Origin of the sequence: Paenibacillus agricola, from assembly GCF_011440305.1 — a bacterium.
GTDB classification, from domain to species: domain Bacteria; phylum Bacillota; class Bacilli; order Paenibacillales; family NBRC-103111; genus Paenibacillus_S; species Paenibacillus_S agricola.
This window is the reverse complement of record NZ_JAAOIW010000002.1, coordinates 713,395-738,071: the sequence shown is the minus strand read 5'-3', so window position 1 is coordinate 738,071 and position 24,677 is coordinate 713,395. Positions and strand designations below refer to the sequence as shown.

Below are 24,677 nucleotides of genomic sequence, written 5' to 3'. Positions count from 1 at the left end.
TGAAAAGGGGGTACTTGGATATGTTATACAGAAAATTGGGAAGAACCGGTCTTAAGGTATCCGAAGTTAGCTTAGGTACCATGGCGTTCGGTCGCTGGATCGATGAAACAACGTCGACCGCGGTTCTCGACCAAGCGCTGGAAGCGGGAATTAATGTCATCGATACCGCCGACGTTTACGGAAGAGGCATGGATGTGGGCGATCCGAATCTGACAGGTGAGTCAGAGGCTATTCTAGGCCGGATTCTGAAGGGCAAAAGAAACGACATTGTGCTGGCAACGAAGGCGTTGGCGCGTGTTGGGACGGGTGTCAACGATGCGGGACTCAGCCGCTACCACATTTATCGGGCGATTGAGAATAGCTTGCGCCGGCTGCAGACCGACTACATCGATTTGTATCAGGTGCATGGATTTGACTCTGAAACACCGATCGAAGAAACACTTGGCGCGCTTGATGATTTGGTCAAGGCAGGGAAAATTCGCTATATCGGCTGCTCCAATTATGCGGCATGGCAGCTGGCTAAGGCGCATGGCGTCAGCGCCCTGCACAAGCTGAACCGTTTCGAGAGCGTTCAACCCGAGTACAGCCTCATCTCGCGTGATATGGAGCGGGAGCTTGTACCGTTCGTGGAGTCTGAGAAGGTGGGAGTCATCGTGTACAGCCCGCTCGGCCGAGGAATCTTAACCGGCAAGTACAAGCAGGGCGAACAACCGCAGGAGGGCTCGCGTCTGGCTGCAGGCGAGAAGCCTCTTGAGCAGCTGCTGACAAGCAATCCTGCTTACGAGCTGGTTGAAGCGATTCGTCCGCTTGCCGAAGCGCGCGGCTGGACGCTGGCGCAATTCTCGCTGGCATGGGTGCTGAGTCACACTTATGTATCCTCAGCGATATTGGGCGCCTCCAAGCCGGAGCAAATCCGCGATGCGCTGCAATTCGCGGATCAGCGGCTGTCGAATGTAGAACTAACAACCGTTGATACAATCTCTCGTAAAATTAAATTAATTTCCTAGGAGGCTGAGCCCATTGGCTAACACTAACACTAACATTAACTCAAATCGCAAGCTTCACCTTGGATTATTTCTATTCTCTACCGGTTACCATCCAGCAGGCTGGAGGCTGACGGAATCGGTGGCTGACGGCGCATTTGATCCCAAGTTCCTACAGCGCGTAGCGCAGCGTCTGGAGGAAGCTAAGTTCGATTTCTTCTTCCTTGGGGATGCTCTGGCTTCGAGTGCAGATATGCAGTATCAATTCCCTTCTCAGATGGTTCGAATGGAGCCGTTCACGATGATCGCCCATTTGACGGCGGTTACGGATAAGATCGGATTAATTGTGACGGCAAACACGACTTACGCCGAGCCTTACCATATCGCTCGGCAAACCGCTTCTTTGGATTATTTGAGCAGCGGGCGTACGGCATGGAATGTCGTTACGGGTGCTGATGCTCGCGCCGCGCAAAATTTCAGCCGTGAGAAGCATTGGGACAATGCGCGCCGTTACGATTATGCCGAGGAATTCGTGCAAATCGTCAAGGATTTGTGGGATTCCTGGGAAGATGATGTTTTTGTTCGTGACAAGGCAACTGGTGTCTATGTAGACGAGACCAAAGTACACGCCCTTAACCACAAAGGCGCGCACTTTTCCGTCGCCGGTCCATTGAATGTCGCCCGACCGCCGCAAGGGCAGATTCCTCTGCTGTCGGCTGGCACATCGGAACGCAGCCAAGAGCTTGGGGCACAGTTCTCCAATGTGATATTTACCGGTCAGGTTTTGTTGGAGGATGCGCAGGCTTTTTATGCGAGCATCAAAGGTAAGCTGGCCAAGTACGGGCGGAGCAAGGACGAGCTATTTATTATGCCGGGCTTGGCACCACTGGTCGGCCGTACCGAAGAAGAGGCGAGAGCCAAATATCGGGAACTTAGCGAGCTTCTCGTCACGAATTTCGATCTGAAGCCGCTCTCGGACAGGATCGGAATCGACTTGACCGCTTATCCGCTTGATGGTCCTCTACCTGAGCTTTCTCTTTCAACGCTGCCTATCAAAGAGGTAACAGCAATCGTAGGGCTGGCGCAAAAGGCTTCGGGTCACGCGGATATTACGGTTCGCGAGCTATTCCACTATTTTTCAGCTATCGCCAGAGGTCATCGTCTTATTGTTGGTAGCCCCGAGCAGATCGCCGATCAAATGGAGGAGTGGTTCGTGGGTGAAGCGGCGGACGGCTTTAACATCTGCCCCCCTTATCTGCCGGGCGGTCTGGATCTGTTCATTGACCTCGTCGTTCCCGAGCTGCAGCGCCGCGGATTGTTCCGTATCGAATACGAGGGCAGCACCTTCCGGGAGCATTTCGGATTGTCGCGTCCAGAGAGTGTTTGGGCGAAGCAGAAGCAGGCTGCGCTGCAAGGCGAATAAGCCGAGTAAGGAGATATAGGCCTGAGAACAATGGGATGGAGGAGCCTCATGGGCAACAAGAAAAAAAACCGGCTTAGCCGCATAATAATTGGACAGATCGTGCTTCTCTTTATCTTTCTTGGAGTATGCGAGTATCTCGTTCGGCAAGAGATTGTAGGCTCGCTATATTTGTCAGCACCTACAGAGGTCGTTAAAGAAATTGTTAAATTGTTCGTGGAAGGGGACGTTTTGCATCACCTGGGAATTACGCTGCAGGAGTTTTTTGGCGGCTTTCTGATATCAGCCGTCGCTGGTATCGCAACCGGCTTGGTGCTGGTGCTGGTACCGCGGGCGGAGGATTTTTTCAGACCTTTCTTATCAGCGCTGATGGCGGTGCCTAAGGTCACGCTCATTCCGCTGCTGATGCTATGGCTTGGTATTGGTCTCACGCACAAGATGGTCATCGTGTTCCTGTTTTGCTTTTTCACAATAGCCTTCAATACGATTACGGGCATCAAGCAAACTTCGGAGAATCATCTTAAGGTGGCGCGCGTGTTCGAGGCTTCCAAATTCCAAACGATTATGAAGGTTATCCTGCCTTCCGCAGCACCTACAATTTTTGTCGCTTTGCGGGTATCGGCGGCAACGGGGCTTGTCGGTGCGCTATTCGGAGAGATGGTGGCCTCTAAGGATGGTCTAGGCAACCTGCTGGTGAAGGCTACTTCGCTTTACAACACGGCGCAAGCTTTTGCAATCATTACATTAGTGACGATCGTGTCGGTCTTAATTATTGCAGGTATCGATCTATTAGAGAAAAAAGTGTTTCTGAAATGGAAATCATCTTAACCATACATCGCGTACATACAACCAACTAAAGGGAGAAATGACTGATGAAATTGAACAAGTTGACAAAAGGCTGGGTTACAGGAATATTGCTGGCAACGGTACTGGCAGGCTGCGGATCTACAACGAATTCGAGCGCAACAAACACACCTGCGGCTGCTCCTAAACCTGTAGCTACAACAGCCGCTACACCAACGCCGGCTGCTAGCACGGAGCTGCAAAAGGTTCGTTATGCGGCATTTAACGGCGTCAGCGGTCTTGCGGTATCTTTTGGCATAGAGAAGGGTATCTTCAAAGCAGAGGGTTTGGATGTAGAGTTAGTTAGTACGCAAGACGTTGTAGCCGGCTTGAACAGCAAAAGCATCGATGTAGGCGATATTGCTACGACTTCTGCTATTGTGGCAGCAGGTAAAGGCGCCCCGATTAAGATCGTATCCTCACTTTTCCGAACGAAGGGTCCATTTTATTTAATCGCGGGTCCAAACATTAACAAAATTGAAGATTTGAAAGGTAAAAAGATCGGCGCAGCAGCATTCGGAAGTGGATTGGATGTAACTACGCAAGTGATTTTGAATAAAAGTGGTCTGAAGAAAACGGATGTTACACTTATTGCTAATGGCGTGAATGATGCGGCTTATGCAAGCCTGACAAACGGACAAGTAGATGCGACGATTATTCATGAGCCGTTCGCTTCGCTGGCCGAGCTTTCCGGCAAAGGTAAAATTCTGGCTAAAGGCTGGGACTACCTGCCGAACTTCCACACAGGCGTGCTCGCTGCCAGCAATGATTTCGTCGAGAAGAAGCCGGAAGTATTGACAAAATTGATTAGCGCGTACTTCAAGTCCCAAGACTATGCGAAAAGCCACTTGGATGAGTACAAGAAATTTTTCCTGGCCACAGTGAAGGTAGATCCGGCAGCGGTTGACAAGGCGTTTGAACGCGAACTGGTGTTATGGGAAAATAACCCGAATGTCGATTTGAACGCTTTGAAGGAAACGCAGCAAATTCAGCTTGATCTGGGCTTCCAAGACAAAATTTATGATATTGATAAGTTAGTAGATCTGCGCTTTCTTCCTAAAAAGTAATAGAGCTGGGGTGCACATATGGCGGGCTTTGAGATTACCCAATTGTCAAAAGTATATGATAGCGTGGAGCCGATTGAGACGCTATCAGACATTAACCTAACCATTCGGGACGGTGAATTCGTCTCGATTCTGGGTCCGAGCGGCTGCGGCAAAAGCACGCTGCTGGAAATCCTTGCGGGTCTCCAACTGCCGACCTCGGGCGAAGTGCTCTTGGGAGGCAGGCCGCAGAAGGGACCTAGCAAGGAGCTGGGTGTGGTTTTTCAGGATCCCTCCTTGTATCCTTGGCGCACGGTTCAGCAGAACATTGAGCTTGGACTCGAAATTCGCGGTGTAACTAAAGCAGAACGGCGTGAAGCAGCGCTTAAATATATTGAGCTTGTAGGGCTTAGCGGTTTTGAGCGAAAGTATCCGCATCAGCTTTCCGGCGGAATGCGACAACGTGCCGGATTGGCGAGGGCGCTGACTAACCATCCGGAAGTGCTGCTAATGGACGAGCCGTTCGGCGCGGTTGACCATTTGACGCGGCTGCAATTGCAGGACGATCTGCTTGGCATCTGGGAAGCAGAGAAGAAAACAGTCGTATTCGTGACGCATGATGTTTCGGAAGCCGTATATTTAGGCGATCGTGTTGTGCTGCTATCACCTAGACCGGGACGCGTGCAGGCGGAGTTCCATGTGCCGCAAGCAAGGCCGCGCAAGCGGGACGATCTGGAACTGATCAAGATTCAGAGCGATATCTATGCAGCGCTCCAGCAAGTGAAGACGCAGGATCAAATGGAATTTATTATTTAATTCATTCAATGGAGGTGCATCATCTTGGCTCAATCACAAGTAGTAGATGTTGGCTGGCTGCGAAATCGGCTAGAGCAGGGGGAGGTTGCTGTTCTGGATGTCCGCTTTTCCCCCAAGGATGCCGCTTACGGCAGGAACGCTTATCAAAAGGGGCACTTGCCGGGAGCGGTATTCGTAGATTTGAAAACCGATTTGCAGGATGAGCCGAGCGAGCATGGCGGCAGAAGTCCGCTGCAGTCGCCGGAGCGTTTGGCCCTATATTTTGGGGCGCTTGGCATTGATGCGGAAACAACGGTTGTTATTTACGAAGATGTCAACGGCCCTGCGGCTGCACGGCTGTGGTGGGTGCTGCAGTACCTGGGGATCAAGGACGTGTATGTACTGGACGGCGGGTACAAGGCTTGGGTAGACGCTGGGCGGTCGGTTACCGCTGAGCAGAGCGTACCGGAGAAGAAAACCTTTCTTCCCGATGTAAGAAGCGATCAACTGGTTGGTGTCGATGACGTGCGAGCGGCGCTGCATCGGGCTGGCACTACCTTGGTCGATTCGCGCGATGCCGAGCAATATCTGGGGCTCGCCTCGCCATTTGACCCCATTGCGGGGCATATTCCTGGCGCTGTGTTGCATTTCTGGAAAGACGGGCTCGACGAGAGCGGCCGTTGGAAGAATGCTGCCGCACAGGCGGAGCGGTTCGTTAATCTCCCGAAGGATGAGGAGATTATTGTGTACTGCGGCTCGGGGATCAGTGCCGCACCGAATGTGCTGACGCTCAAGGAGGCAGGCTTCACGAAGGTGAAGCTGTATGCGGGGAGCTGGAGTGACTGGATTTCCTACAGCGATAATCCGGTAGCCACGGGGGAAGAGTAGTAGCCGGGAGGTCGCGTGGGGCGCGGGTTTGGGGGATGTGACAGGTTGTGAGCGAGCGACCTGCTGCACCTTTTGGTGTGGAGCAAGAGTCCGACCTCCTTTGGTTTGGTTTAACGATAAAAGCCCGTCAGGATGATCATCCTGACGGGCTTTCTTAGGTCTTCCTTATTAAGTAAGGGTGTTAAAGCGAACTAATATTTGTTGCCGACCGCATCCAATTTCTTGGTTTCGTTAACAGCAGCATTTGCAGCTGTATCAGTTGCTTTATGTGCGGAATCCGCTACTTGATCAGTGGCTTTATGGATGGAATCAGCAGCTTGATCTGTAGTTTTATGAACAGCTTGAGCGATAGTTTCTGTAGCAATGCGAGCTGAATGGGCTGCATTATCTGCTACTTCCTTCGCTTTGTCTACTAGCTCTGCTCCATGCTCTTTAACAAGCTGAAGGGTATCAGAGGTAGTTACTTTAGCCTGCTCCAACAGCTCTGAGCTTTTGGTTTGTAGAGTTTGTACGGTACCTTTAATGTCTTCTCTAAGCTCACGGCCTGATTTAGGTGCTAACAGTAAAGCGACTAACGCTCCTACTGCACCACCAATAATTGTTGCTGCCAATACATTACTCCGACTCGATTCTGTAGACATTCTCATCCACTCCTAATTGTTTTTAGATTATGAGGTTCTGCCATTCATCGTTCTTGCCAGTAAAGTCAAGATAAGGACGAACAAAGCAGCCCCGATAATTGCAGGTAATACGGCAAATCCTCCGATAATAGGTCCCCACGCTCCCAGCAGCCAGCTGCCGAGCCACGCACCTACAAATCCGGCAATCATAGATCCTAAAATGCCTCCCGGCATTCCGCCTGGCGCTATTGCAGAACCAATAGCTCCAATGACGATTGCCATGATAATAGTTACTAATAAGCTTATCATGTCACCACGCTCCTTTCGGGTTAGGTATCCTTCCATGCTGTATATTACCCTGCTGCCCGCAAGGCGAAACATGGTGAAAGGCGGATGATCAAACTTAGTTTCGCCCCAAGCTAAGCAGTACCTGCGCCTACGCGAATATCCGGGCTTGTCTAAGGAGTTCCAGGAGCGTCAGGGTAGTTTTAAGGCATTGAAGTCTTAAAACTATGCTGAGGTAGCGAGCAACGGGCGAAGGATAGGTTTAGTCGAGTACAATTTCTTGGGGCGATGCCGCATCAGGGACCAGCGTTTAAGGATTACAGCTTGGTGACGATTACAAAATAGTATATGCAAAACTAGGCGCTGGCGTGACCTGTCTTCAGGGAGCGTGCCCAGAAATATTATTCGGGTGTGGTTTCAAGGAAAGCTCCGTTTATAGCCTAATAGACAAAAAGAGACCCGCGAGCAACGGGCTGCGGGTCTTAAGTAAAACTATATTTTAAAAGGGGGTCATGGATTAGTATAGCCGAACTACATTAAGGGACGATGAAGGCTTGATTTCAATTATATTACAGCATGATAACAAATGCCTACAGAGGCACGTCGGGTAGCGATCCCGTGTTCTTGTCACAGACAGTTTATGGTAATATAGAGTTAACAACTAAAATTCGCCATTAAAGGAGCTAACCCATGACAACCGTACAAGTTAACCAGCCCGTTCCAAATTTCACTTTGCCAGCAGCTAATGGAGCCGAGGTCTCTCTAAACGATTTCCGAGGCAAAAGGGTACTTATTTATTTCTATCCTAAGGACATGACACCAGGCTGCACGAAGGAATCCTGCGAATTCAGAGATTTCAACGGCCAATTCGGGCAATTGAATACCGAGGTAATCGGAATCAGCCCGGACGATTTAGCGTCACATAACCAATTTATTAACGAATACCAGCTACCTTTTCAGTTGCTATCGGATGTCGACCACCAAGTATGCGAGCAATTTGGCGTATGGAAGCTTCGCGAAAGAGACGGCAAACAGTTCTACGGCGTCGAACGCTCTACATTCCTGATTGACGAGCAGGGCATATTAGTTAAAGAATGGCGCGTTGTCCAAGTGGACGGGCATGTTGCCGAAGTGCTGGAAGCGATCAAGCAGCTGTAGGCGGTAAGTCGGATTTTTTAGATACAGCTGCTGCGCTCCAACTGCAGCAGCCTGGTTTTCATATCCATGCCACCACGGTATCCGGTTAGCGTCCCGTTTTTTCCTATTACACGATGGCAGGGTACTGTAATCAGAATAGGGTTAGCACCAATGGCAGCCCCAACTGCACGGACTGCGGCCGGCTTTTGGATCTGGTTGGCAATGTCCGAGTAGGACTTGGTTTGTCCATAAGGAATGTCGCAAAGCGCGTTCCAGACAGCCAACTGAAAAGGTGTCCCATGGAAGTCGAAGGGAACGGTAAAGCTTGTTCGTGACCCCTGCAAATATTCGATAAGCTGGACTTTATAAGGCTCCAGCCTTAGGATGGCATCATCATCCTGAAGTAAAGTTCTGCGTGGAAAACGAATAGGGATCCAGTTGGCGAGGTCTTCAAAGGATTGATTGTGCGCGCCTACATAACAAAGGCCTTGGGATGAAGCCGCGATATACATATTCCAATCCTCGTGCTTTAGCAGCGTCCAATAGATTGGAGAATTAAGGGTGTTGTCCATTTTCGGAGGCCTCCTTTATAAGTTGGAGCTGTAGCTGGCGGTAGTCCCCTGGTGTAGATCCGGTTTTCTTTTTGAACAGGGTAATAAAATAAGGAGTGTTGGGTAAACCGACGCTTTGCCCAATTTCGGCTATACCTTTTTTCGTGGAAATTAGCTGCTGCTGGGCGTGCCCGATTCTGATTTGCTGGATATAGGCTACGGGAGTCATACCTTTGACCTTCTTGAAGGTTCGATGTAGATGATAGGGGCTTCCATGGCTAATATCTGCAAGCAGGTTCAGCGTTACATGCTCCATGTAGTTCAATTCGATGTAGGCTGTGACGGAAGCCACCCATTCATGATCGGGCAACCGTTGGCCGGTAGGCTTACAGCGCTTGCAGGGCCGATAGTTTGCGGACAAGGCCTGCTCGGCGGTCTGGAACAAGCCAATATTCAGTTTATTGGGCGGTCTGGATTTACAGGAGGGTCGGCAAAAAATGTTTGTAGTTTTTACCGCATAAAAAAATTGGCCATCATAAGCAGCATCGTTATGGATGATGGCTTGCCATTGCTCATCCGTCAGTTTGTCCGAAATCGATAGATGGACCGCTTCGTCTGGCTTACCGATCAGTCGCTCCGTTTCCAGTGGTTTGAATAGCTTTGCCATCATGTTCACCTCTATGAACAGTATAACCCTTCTACTGGCCTTTGTACGCTATTTGGAATGTAACAGCAAGATAACGAAATCGAAAAAAGACTGATTCCGCCCTGTCTTCGGAGGGCTTCGTCAGTCTTTTTGGCTTCGTCCTTTAGCTTCGTTCCATCAGCTGCTCCCGCTTCGGACCGTTGGAAATAAAGCGGATCGGCGTCTGGATCAGCTCCTCCAGTAAGGCGATATAAGCCTGCGCCTCCTGCGGCAAATCCGTAAATTGGCGAATATGCGAGATATCGCATTTCCAGCCGGGTACGGTTTCGATCACCGGCTGGGCATAACGAAGCTGCTCCATAACCGGGAATTTCATGGTTCGTTCGCCATGAAGCTCATAGGCTGTGCATATCGGAATTTCGTCCAGATAGCCAAGCACATCGAGATTGGTTAGAGCGACCTCCGTGGCTCCCTGCAGCAGGCAGCCGTATCGGGTTGCTACCGCATCGAACCAGCCTACCCGACGGGGGCGCCCCGTTCTTGCGCCAAATTCGCCGGCATCGCCGCCGCGTCGTCTCAGCTCCTCGGCAGCTTCACCCGCAAGCTCCATAACGAAAGGTCCCGCTCCCACACAGCTCGAATAGGCTTTGGTGACAGCCAGCACCCGCGTAATTTGATGCGGTGGAATGCCCGCGCCTACAGCAGCAAATCCGGCTAGTGTCGACGAGGAAGTCGTGAACGGATAGATGCCGTGGTCGGGATCACGCAAGGAGCCCAACTGGCCCTCTACCAGCACGGTTTTTCCCTCGGCCAATGCTTCATTAAGCAATGTCGTTGTATCCTGGACAAACGGCTTAAGAAACGCAGCCCAGTGGAGAATATCAGGAAGCAGGTCTGCTGCAAGAATAGGGGGCTGGTTATAAAGATGCTGGAGCAGCACATTTTTGGCAGCTAAAGAGGCTTCCAGGCGGCTGAGCAGCCTTTCCGTATCATATAATTCGGCTACCTGGATGCCCAGCTTCGCATATTTATCTGCGTAGAAGGGGGAGATGCCCATTTTGGTTGAACCGAAGCTATTGGCGCCAAGGCGTTCCTCCTCTAATTCGTCAAAACGAATATGGTAGGGCATAAGTACCTGTGCGCGTTCTGAAACGGCTAAGTTAGGTGCAGGAATGCCTCTTGCGAGCAATTGATGCCATTCTTTCATCAGGTCGGCAATGTTAAGTGCTACCCCCGGTCCAATCACGTTGACCACATTAGGATCAAATACGCCTGAGGGCAGCAGGTTAAGTACAGACTTGCCATAATGATTAATAATCGTATGGCCGGCGTTGCTTCCCCCTTGGTAACGCACGACATAATCGGACTGCGATGCCAAGGCATCCGTAAGCTTTCCTTTACCTTCATCTCCCCAGTTAGCCCCTACAATAGCTGTAACCGGCATGCTGAATCGCCTCATTTCCTAATGGTTTCATTCTACATACTTTAGTATAATCAACTTGACAACATAAGTTAAATTGATATTACTTATACAAGATATAAAGGTGGTTGATAGCGAATGCTGACTAATTTGGAGTCGTATCGGGTCTTTTATATCATCGCAAAGGCAGGAAGCTTTTCTAGAGCGGCGGAGGAGCTGTATATTACGCAGCCTGCTGTTAGCTACGCCATTAAGCAGCTGGAGGAAAAGCTGGGCGGCAAGCTTTTTTTTCGCACGTCAAAAGGGGTGGAGCTAACTCATGAGGGAGAGGTGCTCTTTCGTTATATCGAGAAGGCATATCATCTCATCCAAGCAGGGGAGAAGGAGCTCACATCGATGCATGAGCTGCACAGCGGAGAAATCGCTATCGGTGCGAGCGATACGCTCTGCAAGCATTATTTGCTGCCGCATGTGGAGCAATTCCATCACAGCTTCCCCTTTATTAAGCTGAAGGTAACCAACCGGACTACGCAGGAAACGATTGCCCTGTTGAAGCAGGGGAAGGTCGATTTTGGTATCGTCAACCTTCCTATCGAGGACCGTCAGCTGCAAGTGCAAGAAGCGCTTGAGCTGCAGGACACGTTCGTGGCGGGAAAAGCCTACAATGAGCTGGCCAAGGAGCGATTGGCTATGGAGCGATTGGTCACTTATCCGTTGCTGCTCTTAGAGCAAGGCAGCAGCATTAGGCGTTACGCGGACCGCTTTGCGGAAAGCCAAGGCTTAAAGCTGCAGCCGGAGATCGAGCTGGGCAGCATTGATCTGCTCGTTGATTTTGCCCGGATCGGGCTTGGCATCGCCTACGTGATCCGAAATTTTGTGACGGCGGAGCTTGCTGCCGGCACATTGGTCGAGATTAAGCTTAAACAGCCGATACCCCCAAGGCAAGCGGGAATTGTTACGCTGAAGGGAGTGCCCATATCGGCAGCAGCAAAGCAGTTTATTGAGCTATTATTGCCTGAAAATAGCAAAGAGAAACAGTCGCTATAAGTTATGGTGGATGATGGGACGGTTAATCGAGCAGACGAGACTGGAGAGATGGCCAACTATTTTTAATTGACTTGTGTGAATCCTAGCCCTAGCTTCTCCATATCTTCAAAATAGCAAGGGTAGGTTTTGGATACACAGCCAGGGTCGAGTATACGGATGCCGGCTACTCGGGAGCCGATTAAGCTTAAGGACATCGCCATGCGATGGTCATCATAGGTGGGCAGTATGGCTGGCAGCGGCGTTCCGGGATGAATCGTCATCCCGTCCGCATGCTCCTCCACATTAATGCCAAGGCGGCTGAGGGATTCGCACATTGCATGAATCCTGTCACATTCGTGGCTGCGAATATGGGCGACATCCGTGATGGTAATGGGCGCATCGGCAAAAGGAGCGATGGCCGCAAGCGTCAGCGCTTGGTCGGACATTTCCTTCATGCTGATGGTGAATCCGCCTTTTAATTGGGGGGCTCCCCATAGCTCAACCCCAGCTTCGCTCTTTTTAACACGGCAGCCCATTCGTTCGAATAGCTCCAGCATGCCAATATCCGGTTGGTTGGTATGAGCCGGTAAATTAGTGATCATCACATGCCCACCAGTTAGGGCGGCGTAGGCGAGCGCATAGCAGCTAGAGGAGGCATCGGCCTCCAAGGTAAGCGACTGGGCTGTGTATGCTTGTGGCTGGATCACAAAATGATCCAGCCGCTCACTATGCATGACACTAACACCAAATTGCTCCATCAGCTCGATCGTTAATCGGACATAGGCTTGTTGGACGATCGAATCCGTTATAATTATACGCGTTGCTTCTCTCGCATAGGGACTGGCGATTAATAAGCCACTAATGAATTGGCTGGATACAGCACCTGATAGGCTCACGCTTCCCCCGTTTAGCCCCTGCGCCTCAATCGCCAGCGGAAGCTGGCCATCCGTCGCTGCATAACGGATATTCGCTCCTAATCGATGGAGCGAATCGACCAGCGGGCGAATGGGTCGCTCGCTCAGCTGCTGGCTGCCCTCGACCAGCCAGCTCCCGCTAGCGCTAGCCGCCAGAGCACCGGGCAGGAACCGTGCTGCCGTTCCTGCCGAGCCCAAATACAAGCGGCCTTGCCGATTCGGCCAGCGTCCGCCAGTACCCTCGATGGTCACTGTGCTCCCTTCGATCTCCATTTGGACGCCAAGCCTTTGCAAGGCGTCCAGGCACCAGTACGAATAATCGCTGCGCAGGATATGCCCGATCGTTGAAGTGCCTTTCGCCAAAGCAGCAATAACGAGGGCTCGATTCGTGCAGCTTTTGCTGCCGGGGATCGCAATCATGCCATCGGGTGCTTGAACGGGTGGATGAATTTCTACCTGCTTCCTGCCAGGTGTCGCTCCCCAAGGCGAGCGTGCCTGAAGCTCTAGATTTGAACGGTTGCGGTTATCAATGGTCATTTGATTTCGCTCCTTTGGAGTGTGGTGAATAAGCACTTTTACTGTGTTGCTTGTTGTAAGTATAAGGAGTATCGACATATAAAGATAATCGCTAATTTCTATATTTGGCATAGAGAAAAGCAATGCCTTAGGGTAAGTTTTCAACCACTTTGGAAATGTGATAAATTACGATTAGAGATGGGAGGATTGGGTGGCATGAAACAGAACAAATATGATGATTCAGGATTTTTTGCAAAATACAGCCAGATGCGGCGTTCAATTGGTGGACTGGAGGCTGCTGGAGAATGGCCTGCCTTTCGTGCGATGCTTCCTGAGCTACGCGATAAAAAAGTGCTGGATCTTGGCTGTGGCTTTGGTTGGCACTGCCGGTATGCACGGGAACAGCATGCCAGTTCTGTGGTGGGAGTTGACCTTTCGGAGAATATGCTGGAGCGTGCGCGGGCTAATAACAAGGACTCAGGAGTCGAGTACCTTCAACTTGCGATCGAAGATATCGATTTTGCCGCTGAGCAATTTGATGTGGTCATCAGCTCGCTTGCCCTTCATTATGTTGAGCACTTCGACATCATCTGTCAGAAGGTCCATCACTGCCTTAAACCTGGAGGCGCCTTTGTACTCTCGGTTGAGCATCCGGTTTATACCGCCATGGCTGAGCAGGATTGGTATTACGGTCCGCAAGGCGAAAAGCTGCATTGGCCAGTCGATGGCTACCAGAATGAAGGAGCACGGCTGGCGAGATTTCTGGATAATGATGTTGTTAAATACCATCGAACGATCGCCACTCACATGAATGCCTTGATAGAATCCGGCTTTAGCATGAATAAGCTCTCCGAGCCGCAGCCAACTAGAGAGATGCTGGACGAGATTCCCGGCATGTTAGACGAGCTCCGCCGCCCCATGTTCCTCTTGATCGCCGCAGTGAAAAATTAAGTGATGATAGGTAAAAGGACCATTAATTCCTCTTGAAATCGGAAATATGTTTAGCGTGGAATGGTGTCTATGATTGAATCGATGCTGTTGTACGGTAAGCAGGACATTGACTTATAAAGATATTTATTGTTATGTATAATTAACATAGACATAATCAATGCCCATCATTTCGATTAGAGAGGTTTCCATACGATGAGCTCAATGGATTTCTATAAAGTATTTTATTATACAGTGAAGGCGGGCAGCATCACGGGCGCTGCCCAGCAGCTATTCATCACGCAGCCTAGTGCCAGCTATGCGATCAAGCAGCTGGAGGAGCAGCTAGGCGTACGCCTCCTGCTACGCAAAGCGAAGGGCGTCGAGATGACCGAGGAGGGCAGCACGTTGTTCCATTATGTGGAGCAGGCATATGGGCTGCTGCTTGCCGGCGAGCGAAAAATCAGCGAGATGAAGACATTTATGGCAGGGACAATCCGGCTAGGAGCCAGCGATTCGCTTTGTAAATATTTCTTGTTCCCGTTTCTCGACAAGTTTCACAAAGCACATCCGAGCGTCCGCATCTGCCTGTCCCATGGCAAAACCGAGCATATTCTCCAGCGCCTGCGAGATGGAGAAATCGACTGTGGCATCGCGCATTTGCCGGTCGATGAACGGCTTCACGTGCAGATGACACGTCCGGTTCAGGACTGCTTCGTCGCGGGACCGGAGTATGCCCATCTTGCCGGGGCACCGATTACGCTCCAGGAGCTGGTTCGGCAGCCGTTCGTGATGCTGTCGGCTCAGAGCCGCTCACGTGCATTTTTTCATGCGCTGCTGCAAACCTACGGCTTGGACATTGTGCCCGATATTGAGCTGGGCAGCGTCGATTTGCTGATTGATTTTGTCCGTAAAGGCATGGGCATTTCTTTAATAACCAGGGAGTTCGTCCTGGAGGATTTGGCAGCAGGTACATTGGTGGAGCTTGATATCGTCGAGCCGATCCCGGCACGCTCTATTGGCGTAGTGACGATTCCAAATGGGGACTTGTCGCAAGCGGCGGCATTTTTTGTCAAAGAGCTTGTAGCCGATATGGAGCTTCTCTAGGCTCCCCGCTTGAGCCTAGAGAAGGGGAATGGCTACGGATTCGTGCTTCAATCGGTTACTCCCACCAAATAAATAGTATGGTATGATAGAAAAGCCGCAGGTAAAAGTACTTTCTTATTCAGCTTAAGCTGCGGTAATCTTAACATCTACTAACATTAGGGTGATCAAATGACAGACTCAAAGCTTTCCAAGGACAGGCACCGGCTGCTTGCTAGCGTCGGGCTGCTCTCGATTTTCACCTCATCTTTTGTATATATGCTTGGTGTTCATATGCTAAGGCCGATCATGGCGCTGTATTTTGACAGTGTGGGATATGCGGCTGTAATGATCGGTTTTTTTGTGTCGCTGAATGCAGTCATTCCTATTCTGTTCGGGATGCCCATTGGCAGCTGGATCGACCGTATGGGTACCCGGCAGGCTGTGGTCACCGGATCCTTGCTAGGCTTAACTAGCGCGACTCTTTTTCTGATCGGAAGCAACCAAGAGAATATTGTCCTTATCCTGTTGGGGCAGGTTATTAATGGAATCGGCGCGATGTTCGCCTGGGGCTCCTTGCAGGTAGCTGCTTCGCTTGCCGCGAATAAACAGGCTAATAATAGCAAAAGCAATCATGTGATCTCCAATTTCTCCTTCGTGAATTCCTTAGGGCAATTAAGCGGACCGGCGATTGGCGGGTTTATGTCCGACTGGGGCGGCTTCCAGCTCGTATTTTATCTTTTCGCGGGATTAAACCTGTTGGGCATTGTATTGTCTACCTTGCTGCCCGGCTCGTATGCAAGCACCATGAAGCAGATGGCTACGGATAAGCTTGTGAAGGTAGCGGTGAAAAATAAGGCTTCTGATGGAACTCAGCGTTCAAATCCTAAAATAGGGAGGAACTCCAATTCAGAGGACAACCCTGTGCCAACGAAAAAACCATCGCTTTGGCGTAGCTATGGAAACGGTTACTCGATGATGCGTTATAATAAACCATTTGCGATTGCAATTTTGCTAAATGGGATCTTGTTTATGCTGATCGATGTGCGAACGACGTTTTTTCCGTTATTTCTATCCGATATGGGATTAACGAATACCGAAATAGGCAGCATGGTTTCGGTCTCGGCATTGGCCGCGATCATTGTTCGACCGTTGGCAGGAAATTTGATGAATTGGCTTGGTTATCATCGGATTATGATGATTAGCATATTTAGTGGAGCCACCTGCTTACTAATGTTGATGTTCCAGCCAGGTTATTGGGTGCTCGCGGCGATTGTTTTCGTATGGGGAGTTTGCACCAGTGTCAATCAGCCTGTGGCGCTTATGATGGTATCGCAGACAGTGGCACCGAGCGAACGGGGGATGGGCATGAGCATTCGCTCGATGTCCAATAGGTTCGTTCAGTTAATTAACCCAGTGTTATTCGGAACGCTGACGACTGTAATCGGGCTCACCTTTGGTTTTGCCGTGATGGGTGTGGTCCTGATGGGCTTTGGAATCGTGTATCATCGGCAAAGCAAGAAGCGCCATGCGACGGAGGAGTGAATGGGCTGACACGGGATGGTCGAGATGGTCCAGCGAATCCACAGCCACCTAGACTGTAATTTTCACTGTTGCTGGCGGCTCTATGCTTGCTTTGTTAATTTTGTACGGCTCCCGGTACTGCCGGGGCGTAATGCCCATTTTATTTTTAAACAAACGGTTAAAAAATTTGATATCCTGGTATCCGGCGCGGGAGGCAATGTCGCTCACCTTGAACGAGGTTTCTCTTAATAGGAAGCAGGCTTCACGGATGCGTAAATGCTGCAGCAGCTCAAGAAAGGTCATCCCGGTTCGTTTGCGGACAAGCCTAGAGAGATGGCGTTCGCTGACACCAACGGTTGAAGCGACGCTCGCTGCGGTCAAGGGGCTGGAAAAATCACTTTCCATCAGAGCAACCACTTGGTCGACGGGCTCGTTGTCGGATAGCTGTGTGGGCAGCAAGCCCTCGGGCTCTTGGCTGGCTTTTTTGAATAGCAGCCCATTGAGCTGAAGCACCCCACCATATAAAACAAGCTGCCATCCGGGCTTTTTAGCCACAAACGCTTCATATAAAAAGGTGAAAATACGTTCGAACTCATCACGCTCCTCCCGATGCCGCAGCCATTGGTTCCCCTTTGCCTCAGCGAGCAGCCAACTGCTAGGATCCGCAGCCATAATAGTGCGCATATGGGTCACCGCCTCTTCAGTGAACAGACAGTTGTACACGATCAGCTTGCTTTTGTTGGTAGAGGATTCAGGACGAAATACATGCGGGACACCAATTGGTATGAAGGTAACATCCCCTTTTCTAACCGGAAAGCATTGCCCACCGATAAAATGAAACCCTGCACCTTCCCCCACATAACAAATTTCATAAAAATCATGCGAATGAATGCCAAGCCTAAACGACTCTGCAACCCGATTTACAAAGATCGGAGTGGTTTCATTAAAAAATTGCTCCCCAAGCGATACAAAAATCGTTTGCTTAACCATATTCTATTACTCCCCCTAAATGTTGTAATGCCCCCAATAAATGTCCGAATACGCCGTATTGTTCTGTTCAATTCATATTAGAATAAGAGGTACGACTAGTCAAGGACTCAGCAGACGCTTACGAAGTAAGTTTTCTACGAAAACTCTAAAGTGGACGCTTACGAAGTAAGTTTTCTACGAAAACTCTAAGGAGGATAACAATGGGGACAAGTGTTAATTTGGATAGGGAGATAACTGTGGAGCAGGAGCTTCCGTTTTTGCCACAGGCTCGCTGGATATGGGGTGGGGTGGAAGAAAGCCCAAGGAATGAATGGCGTTGTTTCCGTTCAACGTTTACACCGGATGCCGAATCGCTGGAGAAAGCCGAGCTGCTTTTGTCGGCAGATACGAGGTATGTGCTGTATGTGAATGGGACTTTGGTTGGCAGGGGACCGGTTCGTTCATGGCATCACCAGTATTCCTACGATACTTATGATATTAAGCATTGGTTAAAGCCAGGCGTTTCGAACTGCATTGCTGTATTGGTTATGCATTTTGGTGCAGCGACATTTTATAGCCTGCGGGGCCGCGGCGGATTGCTGGCACAGCTGACAATGTCGGGCACTTCCATGGTGACCGATTCGGGCTGGGTTACGCATCTGCATGATGGTCATGACCCGAATCAGGCGCGGATGTCTGTACAGCACGCTTATGCGGAAAGCACGGATGCAAGGCTGTGGGACGACAGCTGGACGGAAGGCGGATACGACGATAGCAGCTGGTTGGCGGCGAATGAGATCGGACCTGTAGGCACGGCGCCTTGGACAGGTATGATGGCAAGAGATATTCCGATGCTCACAGAGGAAACGATCTATCCGGCCCGGGTTGAATCATTGAATGAAACGAGGTCTCCCGCATGGTCAATCGCGATGGATGTTAAATATCAATGGGAAGACAATAGTGAGGAGCATGTCAACCATTATAAGGTAGCTGGGATGATAGCCACAGTGGTGCATATGGCCGAGCCCGGTGTTCTGACGGTAGCAACAGTGGGATCGCCGTTCCGTTCCTGCGCAATTGATGGGCAGGTGTACAATAAGACGGAATTTGGCGGTGAATCGCCCAAGCTGGAGCTTAGCGTAGAGCTGGCCGCTGGTGAGCATTTGCTGATATTGGATGTTTCGGGCGATGACCATGGTCAGGCGTTTCGGATGGCACTGGATGCAAGCGTTTCCTTTGAGGTGGTATCACCACTTGCGAAGGCAGCTGCGACTGGACAAAAAAAGCCCAGCCAAAGCACGGCAGCGTTACATGGATCTTACGTGAACCATGCGGGTGAAGAAGCAACTAAATCACCGGTGGTTATGATAGGACCCTTAGCGCATATGATCGTTCTGGATACAGTTGTCCTAACCACTCAAGAGGTAGAGTCTTTTAATCAGGGACTGCTGGATATCGAGGTCTTTTTGCCGAAGACAAAGAATGTAGCGGATTTGCTGGCTGGGCCATACCCGTTAAAGGAAATATCCCCAAGCCTTATCCGGCTTGATGATACCTTCGCGATGTCTATCTGGAAGCCTGAATCTGTGGGTTATGCGGTTCCTATTTCTTTGCAGCTGATTGCAGCCTCCAATGGCTTGCCTGCACAAGCTCCGCTATTCGTGAAAGGCGACACCGAATTCGTACTCGATTTTGGTAAGCAATGGTCGGGATTTCTGGAGATTGAGCTTGATGCTTCTGAAGGAACCGTAGTTGATTTTTACGGCTATGAGTTTCAACAGGACGGCTGGCGCCAGGAAACCTTTGGTTTGGATAACACGCTGCGCTACACATGCCGAGAAGGCAGGCAAAGCTATATTTCGCCTGTACGCAGGGGCTTCCGCTATTTGATGGTTACCATACGCGGCGCGGCGCGTCCGACGCAGTGGTATAAAGCTGTTGTTCGCCAGAGCAACTTTCCAGTGGCGCAAATCGGGCAATTCCAATGCTCCGACCCACTGCTTAACGATATTTGGGAAATTAGCCGACACACGACCCGCCTTTGCATGGAGGACACCTTCGTGGATTGCCCTGCTTACGAGCAGACCTTCTGGGTAGGGGATAGCCGTAATGAGGCTTTGGTTAATTATTATGTGTTCGGGGCCACCGAAATTGTTGAACGCTGCATGCGATTGGTTCCGGGCTCGGCTGACCAAACCCCTTATTATGGCGACCAAGTGCCAAGCGGATGGGTGAGCGTCATTCCGAACTGGACGTTTTTCTGGGTAATTGCCTGCAAGGAATACGCCGATTATACAGGAAAAAACCAATTTGCCACCGACATTTGGCCACATGTGAAATACACGCTTGAGCACTATTGGCAGCATATTGACGAGGATGGCTTATTTAGCTTTAGAGGCTGGAACCTGCTGGACTGGGCACCGATCGACCAGCCTAGAGATGGTGTAGTCACGCATCAGACGATGTTCCTGGTGAAGACGCTGCGTGCGGCGGCAGAATTAGCGGAAATCGCCTATGACCATGAGCATGCCGAGCTTTACCGCGAGCGTGCCAAGCTGCTGGCACAAGCCATCAATACGCACTTATGGTCAGAGGAGCAGCAGGCTTATGTCGATTGCATCCATGCAGACGGGAGAGTATCCACGATCTATAGCATGCAGACGCAAGTTGTTGCTCTTTTATGTGATATTCCCGGCGCAGACCGCGAGTCGATATTGCGAGCCTATTTATTGTCACCACCTGATCATTTTATAAAAATTGGCAGTCCGTTTATGTCCTTTTTCTACTATGAGGCGCTTGCCCGATATGGAGAAACGCAGTGCATGCTGGACGATATCCGGTACCATTTTGGCGAAATGATAGATCATGATGCGACGACCTGCTGGGAGATGTACCCGGGCTTTAAGGAAAATCGGGCTAATCCACGAATGCTTACACGGAGCCATTGCCATGCTTGGTCGGCAGCTCCGGGTTATTTCCTGGGCGATCAATTGTTGGGTGTAAAGCCGTTGTCACCTGGCTGGACCAAGGTCAAGGTTGCGCCGAGCCCGGGGGATGTACGCTGGGCCAAGGGAAGAATTCCGCTGCCGGGAGAAGGCTGTATCGATGTATCCTGGAAGCTGGATGAGCAGGGGCGCACCTTCCAGATAAGGGTTAGCGCGCCGGAGGCGGTAGAGCTTACAATTGAATGCCCAGATGGCTATACCGCCGATGTGACCACTATTGCTGTAAAAGCGACAAATGCTCGATAAAACGATGCTTTTAATCGAAAAATGAAGGAGACCCGTGCCGTGGAAATTGTTGCAATGACCGTAGAGTACGAACAGGAGCCGCTTGGTTTGGGGGAGTTGAATCCAAGATTCAGCTGGAAGCTGCACTCATCACTGGCGGGTGTGCTTCAATCTGCTTACCAGATTGTTGTCGCATCCGACCGTTCCCAATTGGTGTTGCCTGCGAAGCCAGCAGATATGTGGGATAGTGGACAGGTAGCATCCGGACAGTCGGTGCTTGTGGAATATGAAGGTAGTGCGCTTGCATCTAACCGTGATTATTACTGGTCGGTTCGTATATGGAACCAAGACGGCGAACCCTCGGCATGGAGCGAAATTGGGCATTGGTCGATGGGACTCTTGAAGCCAAGCGATTGGGTCGCCCAATGGGTCACCCTTGGAGATAAACGCGGCAAATCCGCTGTGCCCGTAGCTGAAGATGGATCCGTTTCCAAATCCGAAAAGCCTTCCCTGGAAGGCGTCCATTGGATATGCCTGCCGGAGGCAGAACGCAAAGAGCGGGCTAACAGCGACGCCTACGCGGGGAAAATGGTCTATCTCCGGGCAACCGTCGATATTCCTGCCCCTATTAGCAAAGCTATATTAACGAGCACGGGAGATAGCCGTCCCTTGCTATTTATTAACGGGCAGCTCGCCCATGCAGGCTATAATTTCCGTTATCCGCTCCACACGGATTTGACGCATACGCTGCTTCCTGGACGTAATGTGCTTGCGTATTGCTTGAACGAAAGCTCAAGCTACGGCATTGGCGTCAATTTTGGAGCTTTATGCGCCAAGCTTGTTGTAGAGACTGAAGATGGTCATACATTGGAGTTCGTCACAGACCCATCGTGGAAAATATCTGAGGAGAAGCCGGATGGCTGGAACGCTTGGGAATTTGACGATTCGAGCTGGCTAGCGGCAGAGAGGTCTGAGTGCTTCGGCTCGGGCCCATGGGGAAGCGAGTTTAATTGGCCCCAGCAATTGTACCATCCAAGTAAAAATGAGAACGGGTTCATCCGCACCTCATTCGAGCTATCCAAACCCATCCAGCGCGCTTATGTGTATGCAACCGCGCTTGGGGTATACGAGCTGCATGTGAATGGCCAGAAGGCTGGTGACCAGGAGTTGGCTCCAGGCTGGACCGACTATAACCAGCGGTTGATGGTACAAGCTTATGATGTGACAGCATCATTGCAGCAGGGGGAGAACAAGCTAGGCCTGGTCGTGGGACCTGGTTGGTATGCGGGCTGTGTAGCGATGTTCGGTCCCTACCAATATGGTACACGGCCTTATGCGCTGGCACAGCTGCATATCCTCCATTCGGACGGTTCAGAAACCGTCATCGCAACAGACGAGAGCTGGGAGTGGAGCCAAGGCTCCATCCAATATTCTGACCTGCAGCAGGGTGAAATCCATGATGCACGCAAGGAAATTGCAGATTGGTGCCTGCCTGAGGAGCATAGCGCATCGTTAGCTGCAGCCTCCAGCCGTGCCGATGCAGGCTGGAGTCCGGTATACATCCCGGAGCTTTCGCCTTTCCAAGGCAGCCTAACCGCGCAAAAGGGGCCAGTCGTCAGAGCAATGGAGCGGCTGTCGCCTATCTCTGTAAACGAGCCTAAGCCGGGCGTGTTCATATTTAACTTGGGGCAGAACATCGTCGGCCGCGCCCAGCTGCGCGTAAGTGGCTCCGCGGGTACCACGGTACGTATGCGTTTTGCCGAAATGATGAACCAGGATGGCACTTTATATATAGATAGCCTTCGCGGCGCAAGGCAGACCGATATTTTTATTCTTAAGGGCCAGGGGCTTGAAATATTTGAGCCTAAGTTTACTTTTCATGGGTTTCAGTATGTGGAAATAACGGGCTATCCGGGACAACCGCCGCTCGATTGCCTAACAGCCATTGTGCTGCGCTCGGATACACCGCTTGCTGGCTCTTTGGAAACCTCGGATCCACTCTTGAATCAGCTAATCAGCAATATCGAGTGGGGGCAAAAGGATAATTTCCTTAGCGTCCCGACAGATTGCCCGCAGCGTGATGAACGGCTGGGCTGGACGGGGGATGCACAAATTTTCATTCGTACTGCTTCTTACAATATGAATGTTGGTGGTTTTTTCAGTAAATGGATGGACGATGTCGAAGACGCGCAACGCGAGTCTGGCGCGTTCACGAACGTAGCGCCACATTTGGGGTGGCTAGAGTCTGGCATAGCCGCATGGGGTGAAGCTGGCGTGATCGTACCTTGGACAGTTTACCGTGTGTATGGGGATCGACGTATACTAGAGCGGCATTATCCGGCGATGGAACGGTTCATCGAATTTTTGAAGCAGGACAGCAGCCAATGGCTGCGCCCGGATTATGGCTTTGGCGATTGGCTGTCGATCGCAGCAGATACACCGAAGGATGTGCTGGCTACTGCTTATTTTGCCTATAGCGCCCATTTGATGGCACAAATCGCCAAGGTGATTGGCCGCGAAGCAGATGCCATTGCCTATAGCGGCTTATTTGAGCAAATTCGCACAGCTTTTCAAAAGGCCTATGTCTATGAGGATGGAACGATTAAAGGTGAAACCCAAACCGTGTATTTGCTGGCGCTGTACATGGATTTGCTGCCGGAGTCAGGCCGTCAATCGGCCGTGATGCACCTGTTAACTGATATTAAGCATAAGGGCACACATTTATCCACAGGCTTTGTTGGTGTTAGCTACCTGCTTCCTATGCTTTCCGAGCATGGCTATACGGATGTCGCTTATGAGCTGCTGCAGCAGGAATCATTTCCTTCTTGGCTATATTCGGTACTGCAGGGTGCAACGACAATTTGGGAGCGGTGGGATGGTTGGACACTGGAGCATGGACCGCAAAAGGCGGTCATGAACTCCTTTAACCATTACTCGTTGGGATCGGTTGGCGAATGGCTTTACCGCTATATGGCTGGAATTGACTTGCCGCGTGACGGGGAGCAATGGGGCTTCAAACGGTTTACAGTCAAGCCGCATCCAGGTGGGCGGATCTCTTCGGTAAAAGCATCCTTCGATTCCATGTACGGGACAATTCATGTACAGTGGGAGACTGGCGGCGAGGCGGCATTCCGGCTGCGGGTAACGGTTCCGGCCAATACAGAAGCGGAAATTTGGGTGCCGTTAGCTGTAGATATAAATACAAGAATTCAAGTTAGTGGCGATTCTAGCCTAGTCTTGATAGGCGAAGAAGAAGGCTACGCCGTGTATACAGCGCGTTCGGGAAGCTTTGAATTTACAAGAGCTTGATGGATACACATGGCTATGGCTTTATGAAGGGAGATAGGCCGGAAGGAAGAAGACGAGGCTCTTTGCCTCGTCTTCTTCCTATGTAAAGGCGTAGCCTGAAGTTCATTTCGTGGTTGAAATTTTATTATTGGTATCTTTTATAAAGCCTTCATTTATTAACTTTTTTGAAAATTGCAAAAAATCAGAAAAATCACTTGACATGGAAATGCTTACAAAATTATGCTTTATTTATTCCAAAGCAACATACATATTCCAGGGGAGTGGATTTCTGATGAGAGTGCCAGAGAACCCGCATGAAGCGATTGTCGACATGGCGAACAGCTGTTACGCAGAGTACCACGAATTTGTTGCTTTATCTGCATTTGAGCTCAATCGAAAGCAAGCTGAGTACTATTCAGAGCTCCATATGCTGCAGGAGCAATTTACTTGCTTGATCAAAGAGCTGCGTGACGATTTACAGCGCTTCAAAGAAAGTCGATTACGGCATATTGCTTAGCGATTCTCCACATCGTAGCCCAGTTGCACTTCAGTCCTTCAGCTTCTGAGGC

General features: G+C 50.5%; 21 protein-coding genes. 14 read left to right on the top strand and 7 right to left on the bottom strand.

Annotation, left to right across the window (positions count from 1 at the left end; all coding sequences use genetic code 11):
• Positions 1-20 precede the first annotated feature (20 nt).
• From G9U52_RS07790 to G9U52_RS07765, 6 genes are read left to right on the top strand one after another with little or no spacing between them, the layout of a single operon-like run.
• Positions 21-1,007 (top strand): aldo/keto reductase, encoded by a 987-nt coding sequence (locus tag G9U52_RS07790; protein ID WP_207952835.1) that lies wholly within the window; start codon positions 21-23, stop codon positions 1,005-1,007.
• 13 nt (positions 1,008-1,020) lie between these two features.
• Complete coding sequence (locus G9U52_RS07785) at positions 1,021-2,406, top strand: LLM class flavin-dependent oxidoreductase (RefSeq protein WP_207952834.1); 1,386 nt, start codon at positions 1,021-1,023, stop codon at positions 2,404-2,406.
• Between the two features lie 48 nt (positions 2,407-2,454).
• The gene (locus tag G9U52_RS07780; RefSeq protein WP_166147966.1) at positions 2,455-3,231 is read left to right on the top strand and encodes an ABC transporter permease; all 777 of its coding nucleotides are present in this window, start codon (positions 2,455-2,457) and stop codon (positions 3,229-3,231) included.
• A 44-nt stretch (positions 3,232-3,275) separates the two neighbouring features.
• A complete protein-coding gene (locus tag G9U52_RS07775; protein WP_166147963.1) occupies positions 3,276-4,313 on the top strand; it encodes an ABC transporter substrate-binding protein in 1,038 nt (345 codons plus the stop codon).
• A gap of 42 nt (positions 4,314-4,355) precedes the next feature.
• Complete coding sequence (locus G9U52_RS07770; RefSeq protein WP_243767191.1) at positions 4,356-5,105, top strand: ABC transporter ATP-binding protein; 750 nt, start codon at positions 4,356-4,358, stop codon at positions 5,103-5,105.
• A gap of 24 nt (positions 5,106-5,129) precedes the next feature.
• Entirely contained in the window at positions 5,130-5,972 is an 843-nt protein-coding gene (locus tag G9U52_RS07765) for a sulfurtransferase (protein WP_166147959.1), read from the top strand.
• A 191-nt stretch (positions 5,973-6,163) separates the two neighbouring features.
• On the opposite strand, the gene G9U52_RS07760 is transcribed toward G9U52_RS07765, so the two are convergent.
• Together G9U52_RS07760 and G9U52_RS07755 are read right to left on the bottom strand one after the other, a co-directional pair.
• Positions 6,164-6,613 carry a YtxH domain-containing protein gene (locus G9U52_RS07760; RefSeq protein ID WP_166147957.1) on the bottom strand — a complete coding sequence of 150 codons (450 nt, stop codon included), beginning with the start codon at positions 6,611-6,613 and terminating at the stop codon, positions 6,164-6,166.
• 27 nt (positions 6,614-6,640) lie between these two features.
• The gene (locus G9U52_RS07755) at positions 6,641-6,901 is read right to left on the bottom strand and encodes a GlsB/YeaQ/YmgE family stress response membrane protein (RefSeq protein WP_166147955.1); all 261 of its coding nucleotides are present in this window, start codon (positions 6,899-6,901) and stop codon (positions 6,641-6,643) included.
• A gap of 666 nt (positions 6,902-7,567) precedes the next feature.
• Here G9U52_RS07755 and bcp point away from each other — a divergent pair.
• Entirely contained in the window at positions 7,568-8,035 is a 468-nt protein-coding gene (gene bcp / locus G9U52_RS07750; RefSeq protein ID WP_166147952.1) for a thioredoxin-dependent thiol peroxidase, read from the top strand.
• A gap of 17 nt (positions 8,036-8,052) precedes the next feature.
• On the opposite strand, the gene G9U52_RS07745 is transcribed toward bcp, so the two are convergent.
• The 3 genes from G9U52_RS07745 to G9U52_RS07735 all read right to left on the bottom strand — a co-directional run bounded on the left by G9U52_RS07745 (position 8,053) and on the right by G9U52_RS07735 (position 10,655).
• The gene (locus tag G9U52_RS07745) at positions 8,053-8,586 is read right to left on the bottom strand and encodes a methylated-DNA--[protein]-cysteine S-methyltransferase (protein ID WP_166147950.1); all 534 of its coding nucleotides are present in this window, start codon (positions 8,584-8,586) and stop codon (positions 8,053-8,055) included.
• Complete coding sequence (locus tag G9U52_RS07740) at positions 8,570-9,235, bottom strand: bifunctional transcriptional activator/DNA repair enzyme AdaA (RefSeq protein WP_243767190.1); 666 nt, start codon at positions 9,233-9,235, stop codon at positions 8,570-8,572. The genes G9U52_RS07745 and G9U52_RS07740 overlap by 17 nt, the downstream gene beginning before the upstream one ends.
• A 139-nt stretch (positions 9,236-9,374) precedes the next feature.
• The gene (locus G9U52_RS07735) at positions 9,375-10,655 is read right to left on the bottom strand and encodes an adenylosuccinate synthase (RefSeq protein WP_166147948.1); all 1,281 of its coding nucleotides are present in this window, start codon (positions 10,653-10,655) and stop codon (positions 9,375-9,377) included.
• Between the two features lie 114 nt (positions 10,656-10,769).
• Between G9U52_RS07735 and G9U52_RS07730 the strand changes: the two genes are divergently transcribed.
• The gene (locus tag G9U52_RS07730) at positions 10,770-11,678 is read left to right on the top strand and encodes a LysR family transcriptional regulator (RefSeq protein WP_166147946.1); all 909 of its coding nucleotides are present in this window, start codon (positions 10,770-10,772) and stop codon (positions 11,676-11,678) included.
• A 62-nt stretch (positions 11,679-11,740) separates the two neighbouring features.
• On the opposite strand, the gene aroA is transcribed toward G9U52_RS07730, so the two are convergent.
• The gene (gene aroA / locus G9U52_RS07725; RefSeq protein WP_166147944.1) at positions 11,741-13,108 is read right to left on the bottom strand and encodes a 3-phosphoshikimate 1-carboxyvinyltransferase; all 1,368 of its coding nucleotides are present in this window, start codon (positions 13,106-13,108) and stop codon (positions 11,741-11,743) included.
• A 195-nt stretch (positions 13,109-13,303) separates the two neighbouring features.
• Between aroA and G9U52_RS07720 the strand changes: the two genes are divergently transcribed.
• From G9U52_RS07720 to G9U52_RS07710, 3 genes are all read left to right on the top strand, one after another.
• On the top strand, positions 13,304-14,038 hold the full coding sequence (locus G9U52_RS07720) for a class I SAM-dependent methyltransferase (protein WP_166147942.1): 735 nt from the start codon (positions 13,304-13,306) through the stop codon (positions 14,036-14,038).
• Between the two features lie 192 nt (positions 14,039-14,230).
• A complete protein-coding gene (locus G9U52_RS07715; RefSeq protein ID WP_166147940.1) occupies positions 14,231-15,121 on the top strand; it encodes a LysR family transcriptional regulator in 891 nt (296 codons plus the stop codon).
• Positions 15,122-15,289: 168 nt separating this feature from the next.
• Entirely contained in the window at positions 15,290-16,642 is a 1,353-nt protein-coding gene (locus tag G9U52_RS07710) for an MFS transporter (protein ID WP_166147938.1), read from the top strand.
• 48 nt (positions 16,643-16,690) lie between these two features.
• On the opposite strand, the gene G9U52_RS07705 is transcribed toward G9U52_RS07710, so the two are convergent.
• Entirely contained in the window at positions 16,691-17,611 is a 921-nt protein-coding gene (locus G9U52_RS07705) for an AraC family transcriptional regulator (RefSeq protein ID WP_166147936.1), read from the bottom strand.
• 200 nt (positions 17,612-17,811) lie between these two features.
• Here G9U52_RS07705 and G9U52_RS07700 point away from each other — a divergent pair, with 200 nt between their 5' ends.
• The 3 genes from G9U52_RS07700 (at position 17,812) to G9U52_RS07690 (ending at position 24,625) form a co-directional block, all read left to right on the top strand.
• The gene (locus G9U52_RS07700; RefSeq protein ID WP_166147934.1) at positions 17,812-20,841 is read left to right on the top strand and encodes a family 78 glycoside hydrolase catalytic domain; all 3,030 of its coding nucleotides are present in this window, start codon (positions 17,812-17,814) and stop codon (positions 20,839-20,841) included.
• 21 nt (positions 20,842-20,862) lie between these two features.
• Complete coding sequence (locus G9U52_RS07695; RefSeq protein WP_207952833.1) at positions 20,863-24,129, top strand: family 78 glycoside hydrolase catalytic domain; 3,267 nt, start codon at positions 20,863-20,865, stop codon at positions 24,127-24,129.
• 271 nt (positions 24,130-24,400) lie between these two features.
• Positions 24,401-24,625, top strand: coding sequence for a hypothetical protein (locus tag G9U52_RS07690; protein WP_166147929.1), 225 nt, complete (start codon positions 24,401-24,403; stop codon positions 24,623-24,625).
• Positions 24,626-24,677: the final 52 nt, after the last annotated feature.

Bases quoted from the DNA above. Each gene is read 5' to 3' on its own strand.
- G9U52_RS07730 (WP_166147946.1), top strand. From the start codon at position 10,770: ATGCTGACTAATTTGGAGTCGTATCGGGTCTTTTATATCATCGCAAAG.
- G9U52_RS07720 (WP_166147942.1), top strand. From the start codon at position 13,304: ATGAAACAGAACAAATATGATGATTCAGGATTTTTTGCAAAATACAGC.
- bcp (WP_166147952.1), top strand. From the start codon at position 7,568: ATGACAACCGTACAAGTTAACCAGCCCGTTCCAAATTTCACTTTGCCA.
- G9U52_RS07705 (WP_166147936.1), bottom strand. From the start codon at position 17,611: ATGGTTAAGCAAACGATTTTTGTATCGCTTGGGGAGCAATTTTTTAAT.
- G9U52_RS07740 (WP_243767190.1), bottom strand. From the start codon at position 9,235: ATGATGGCAAAGCTATTCAAACCACTGGAAACGGAGCGACTGATCGGT.
- G9U52_RS07775 (WP_166147963.1), top strand. From the start codon at position 3,276: ATGAAATTGAACAAGTTGACAAAAGGCTGGGTTACAGGAATATTGCTG.
- G9U52_RS07710 (WP_166147938.1), top strand. From the start codon at position 15,290: ATGACAGACTCAAAGCTTTCCAAGGACAGGCACCGGCTGCTTGCTAGC.
- G9U52_RS07745 (WP_166147950.1), bottom strand. From the start codon at position 8,586: ATGGACAACACCCTTAATTCTCCAATCTATTGGACGCTGCTAAAGCAC.
- G9U52_RS07735 (WP_166147948.1), bottom strand. From the start codon at position 10,655: ATGCCGGTTACAGCTATTGTAGGGGCTAACTGGGGAGATGAAGGTAAA.
- G9U52_RS07715 (WP_166147940.1), top strand. From the start codon at position 14,231: ATGAGCTCAATGGATTTCTATAAAGTATTTTATTATACAGTGAAGGCG.
- G9U52_RS07690 (WP_166147929.1), top strand. From the start codon at position 24,401: ATGAGAGTGCCAGAGAACCCGCATGAAGCGATTGTCGACATGGCGAAC.
- G9U52_RS07790 (WP_207952835.1), top strand. From the start codon at position 21: ATGTTATACAGAAAATTGGGAAGAACCGGTCTTAAGGTATCCGAAGTT.
- aroA (WP_166147944.1), bottom strand. From the start codon at position 13,108: ATGACCATTGATAACCGCAACCGTTCAAATCTAGAGCTTCAGGCACGC.
- G9U52_RS07780 (WP_166147966.1), top strand. From the start codon at position 2,455: ATGGGCAACAAGAAAAAAAACCGGCTTAGCCGCATAATAATTGGACAG.
- G9U52_RS07755 (WP_166147955.1), bottom strand. From the start codon at position 6,901: ATGATAAGCTTATTAGTAACTATTATCATGGCAATCGTCATTGGAGCT.
- G9U52_RS07760 (WP_166147957.1), bottom strand. From the start codon at position 6,613: ATGTCTACAGAATCGAGTCGGAGTAATGTATTGGCAGCAACAATTATT.
- G9U52_RS07700 (WP_166147934.1), top strand. From the start codon at position 17,812: ATGGGGACAAGTGTTAATTTGGATAGGGAGATAACTGTGGAGCAGGAG.
- G9U52_RS07695 (WP_207952833.1), top strand. From the start codon at position 20,863: ATGAAGGAGACCCGTGCCGTGGAAATTGTTGCAATGACCGTAGAGTAC.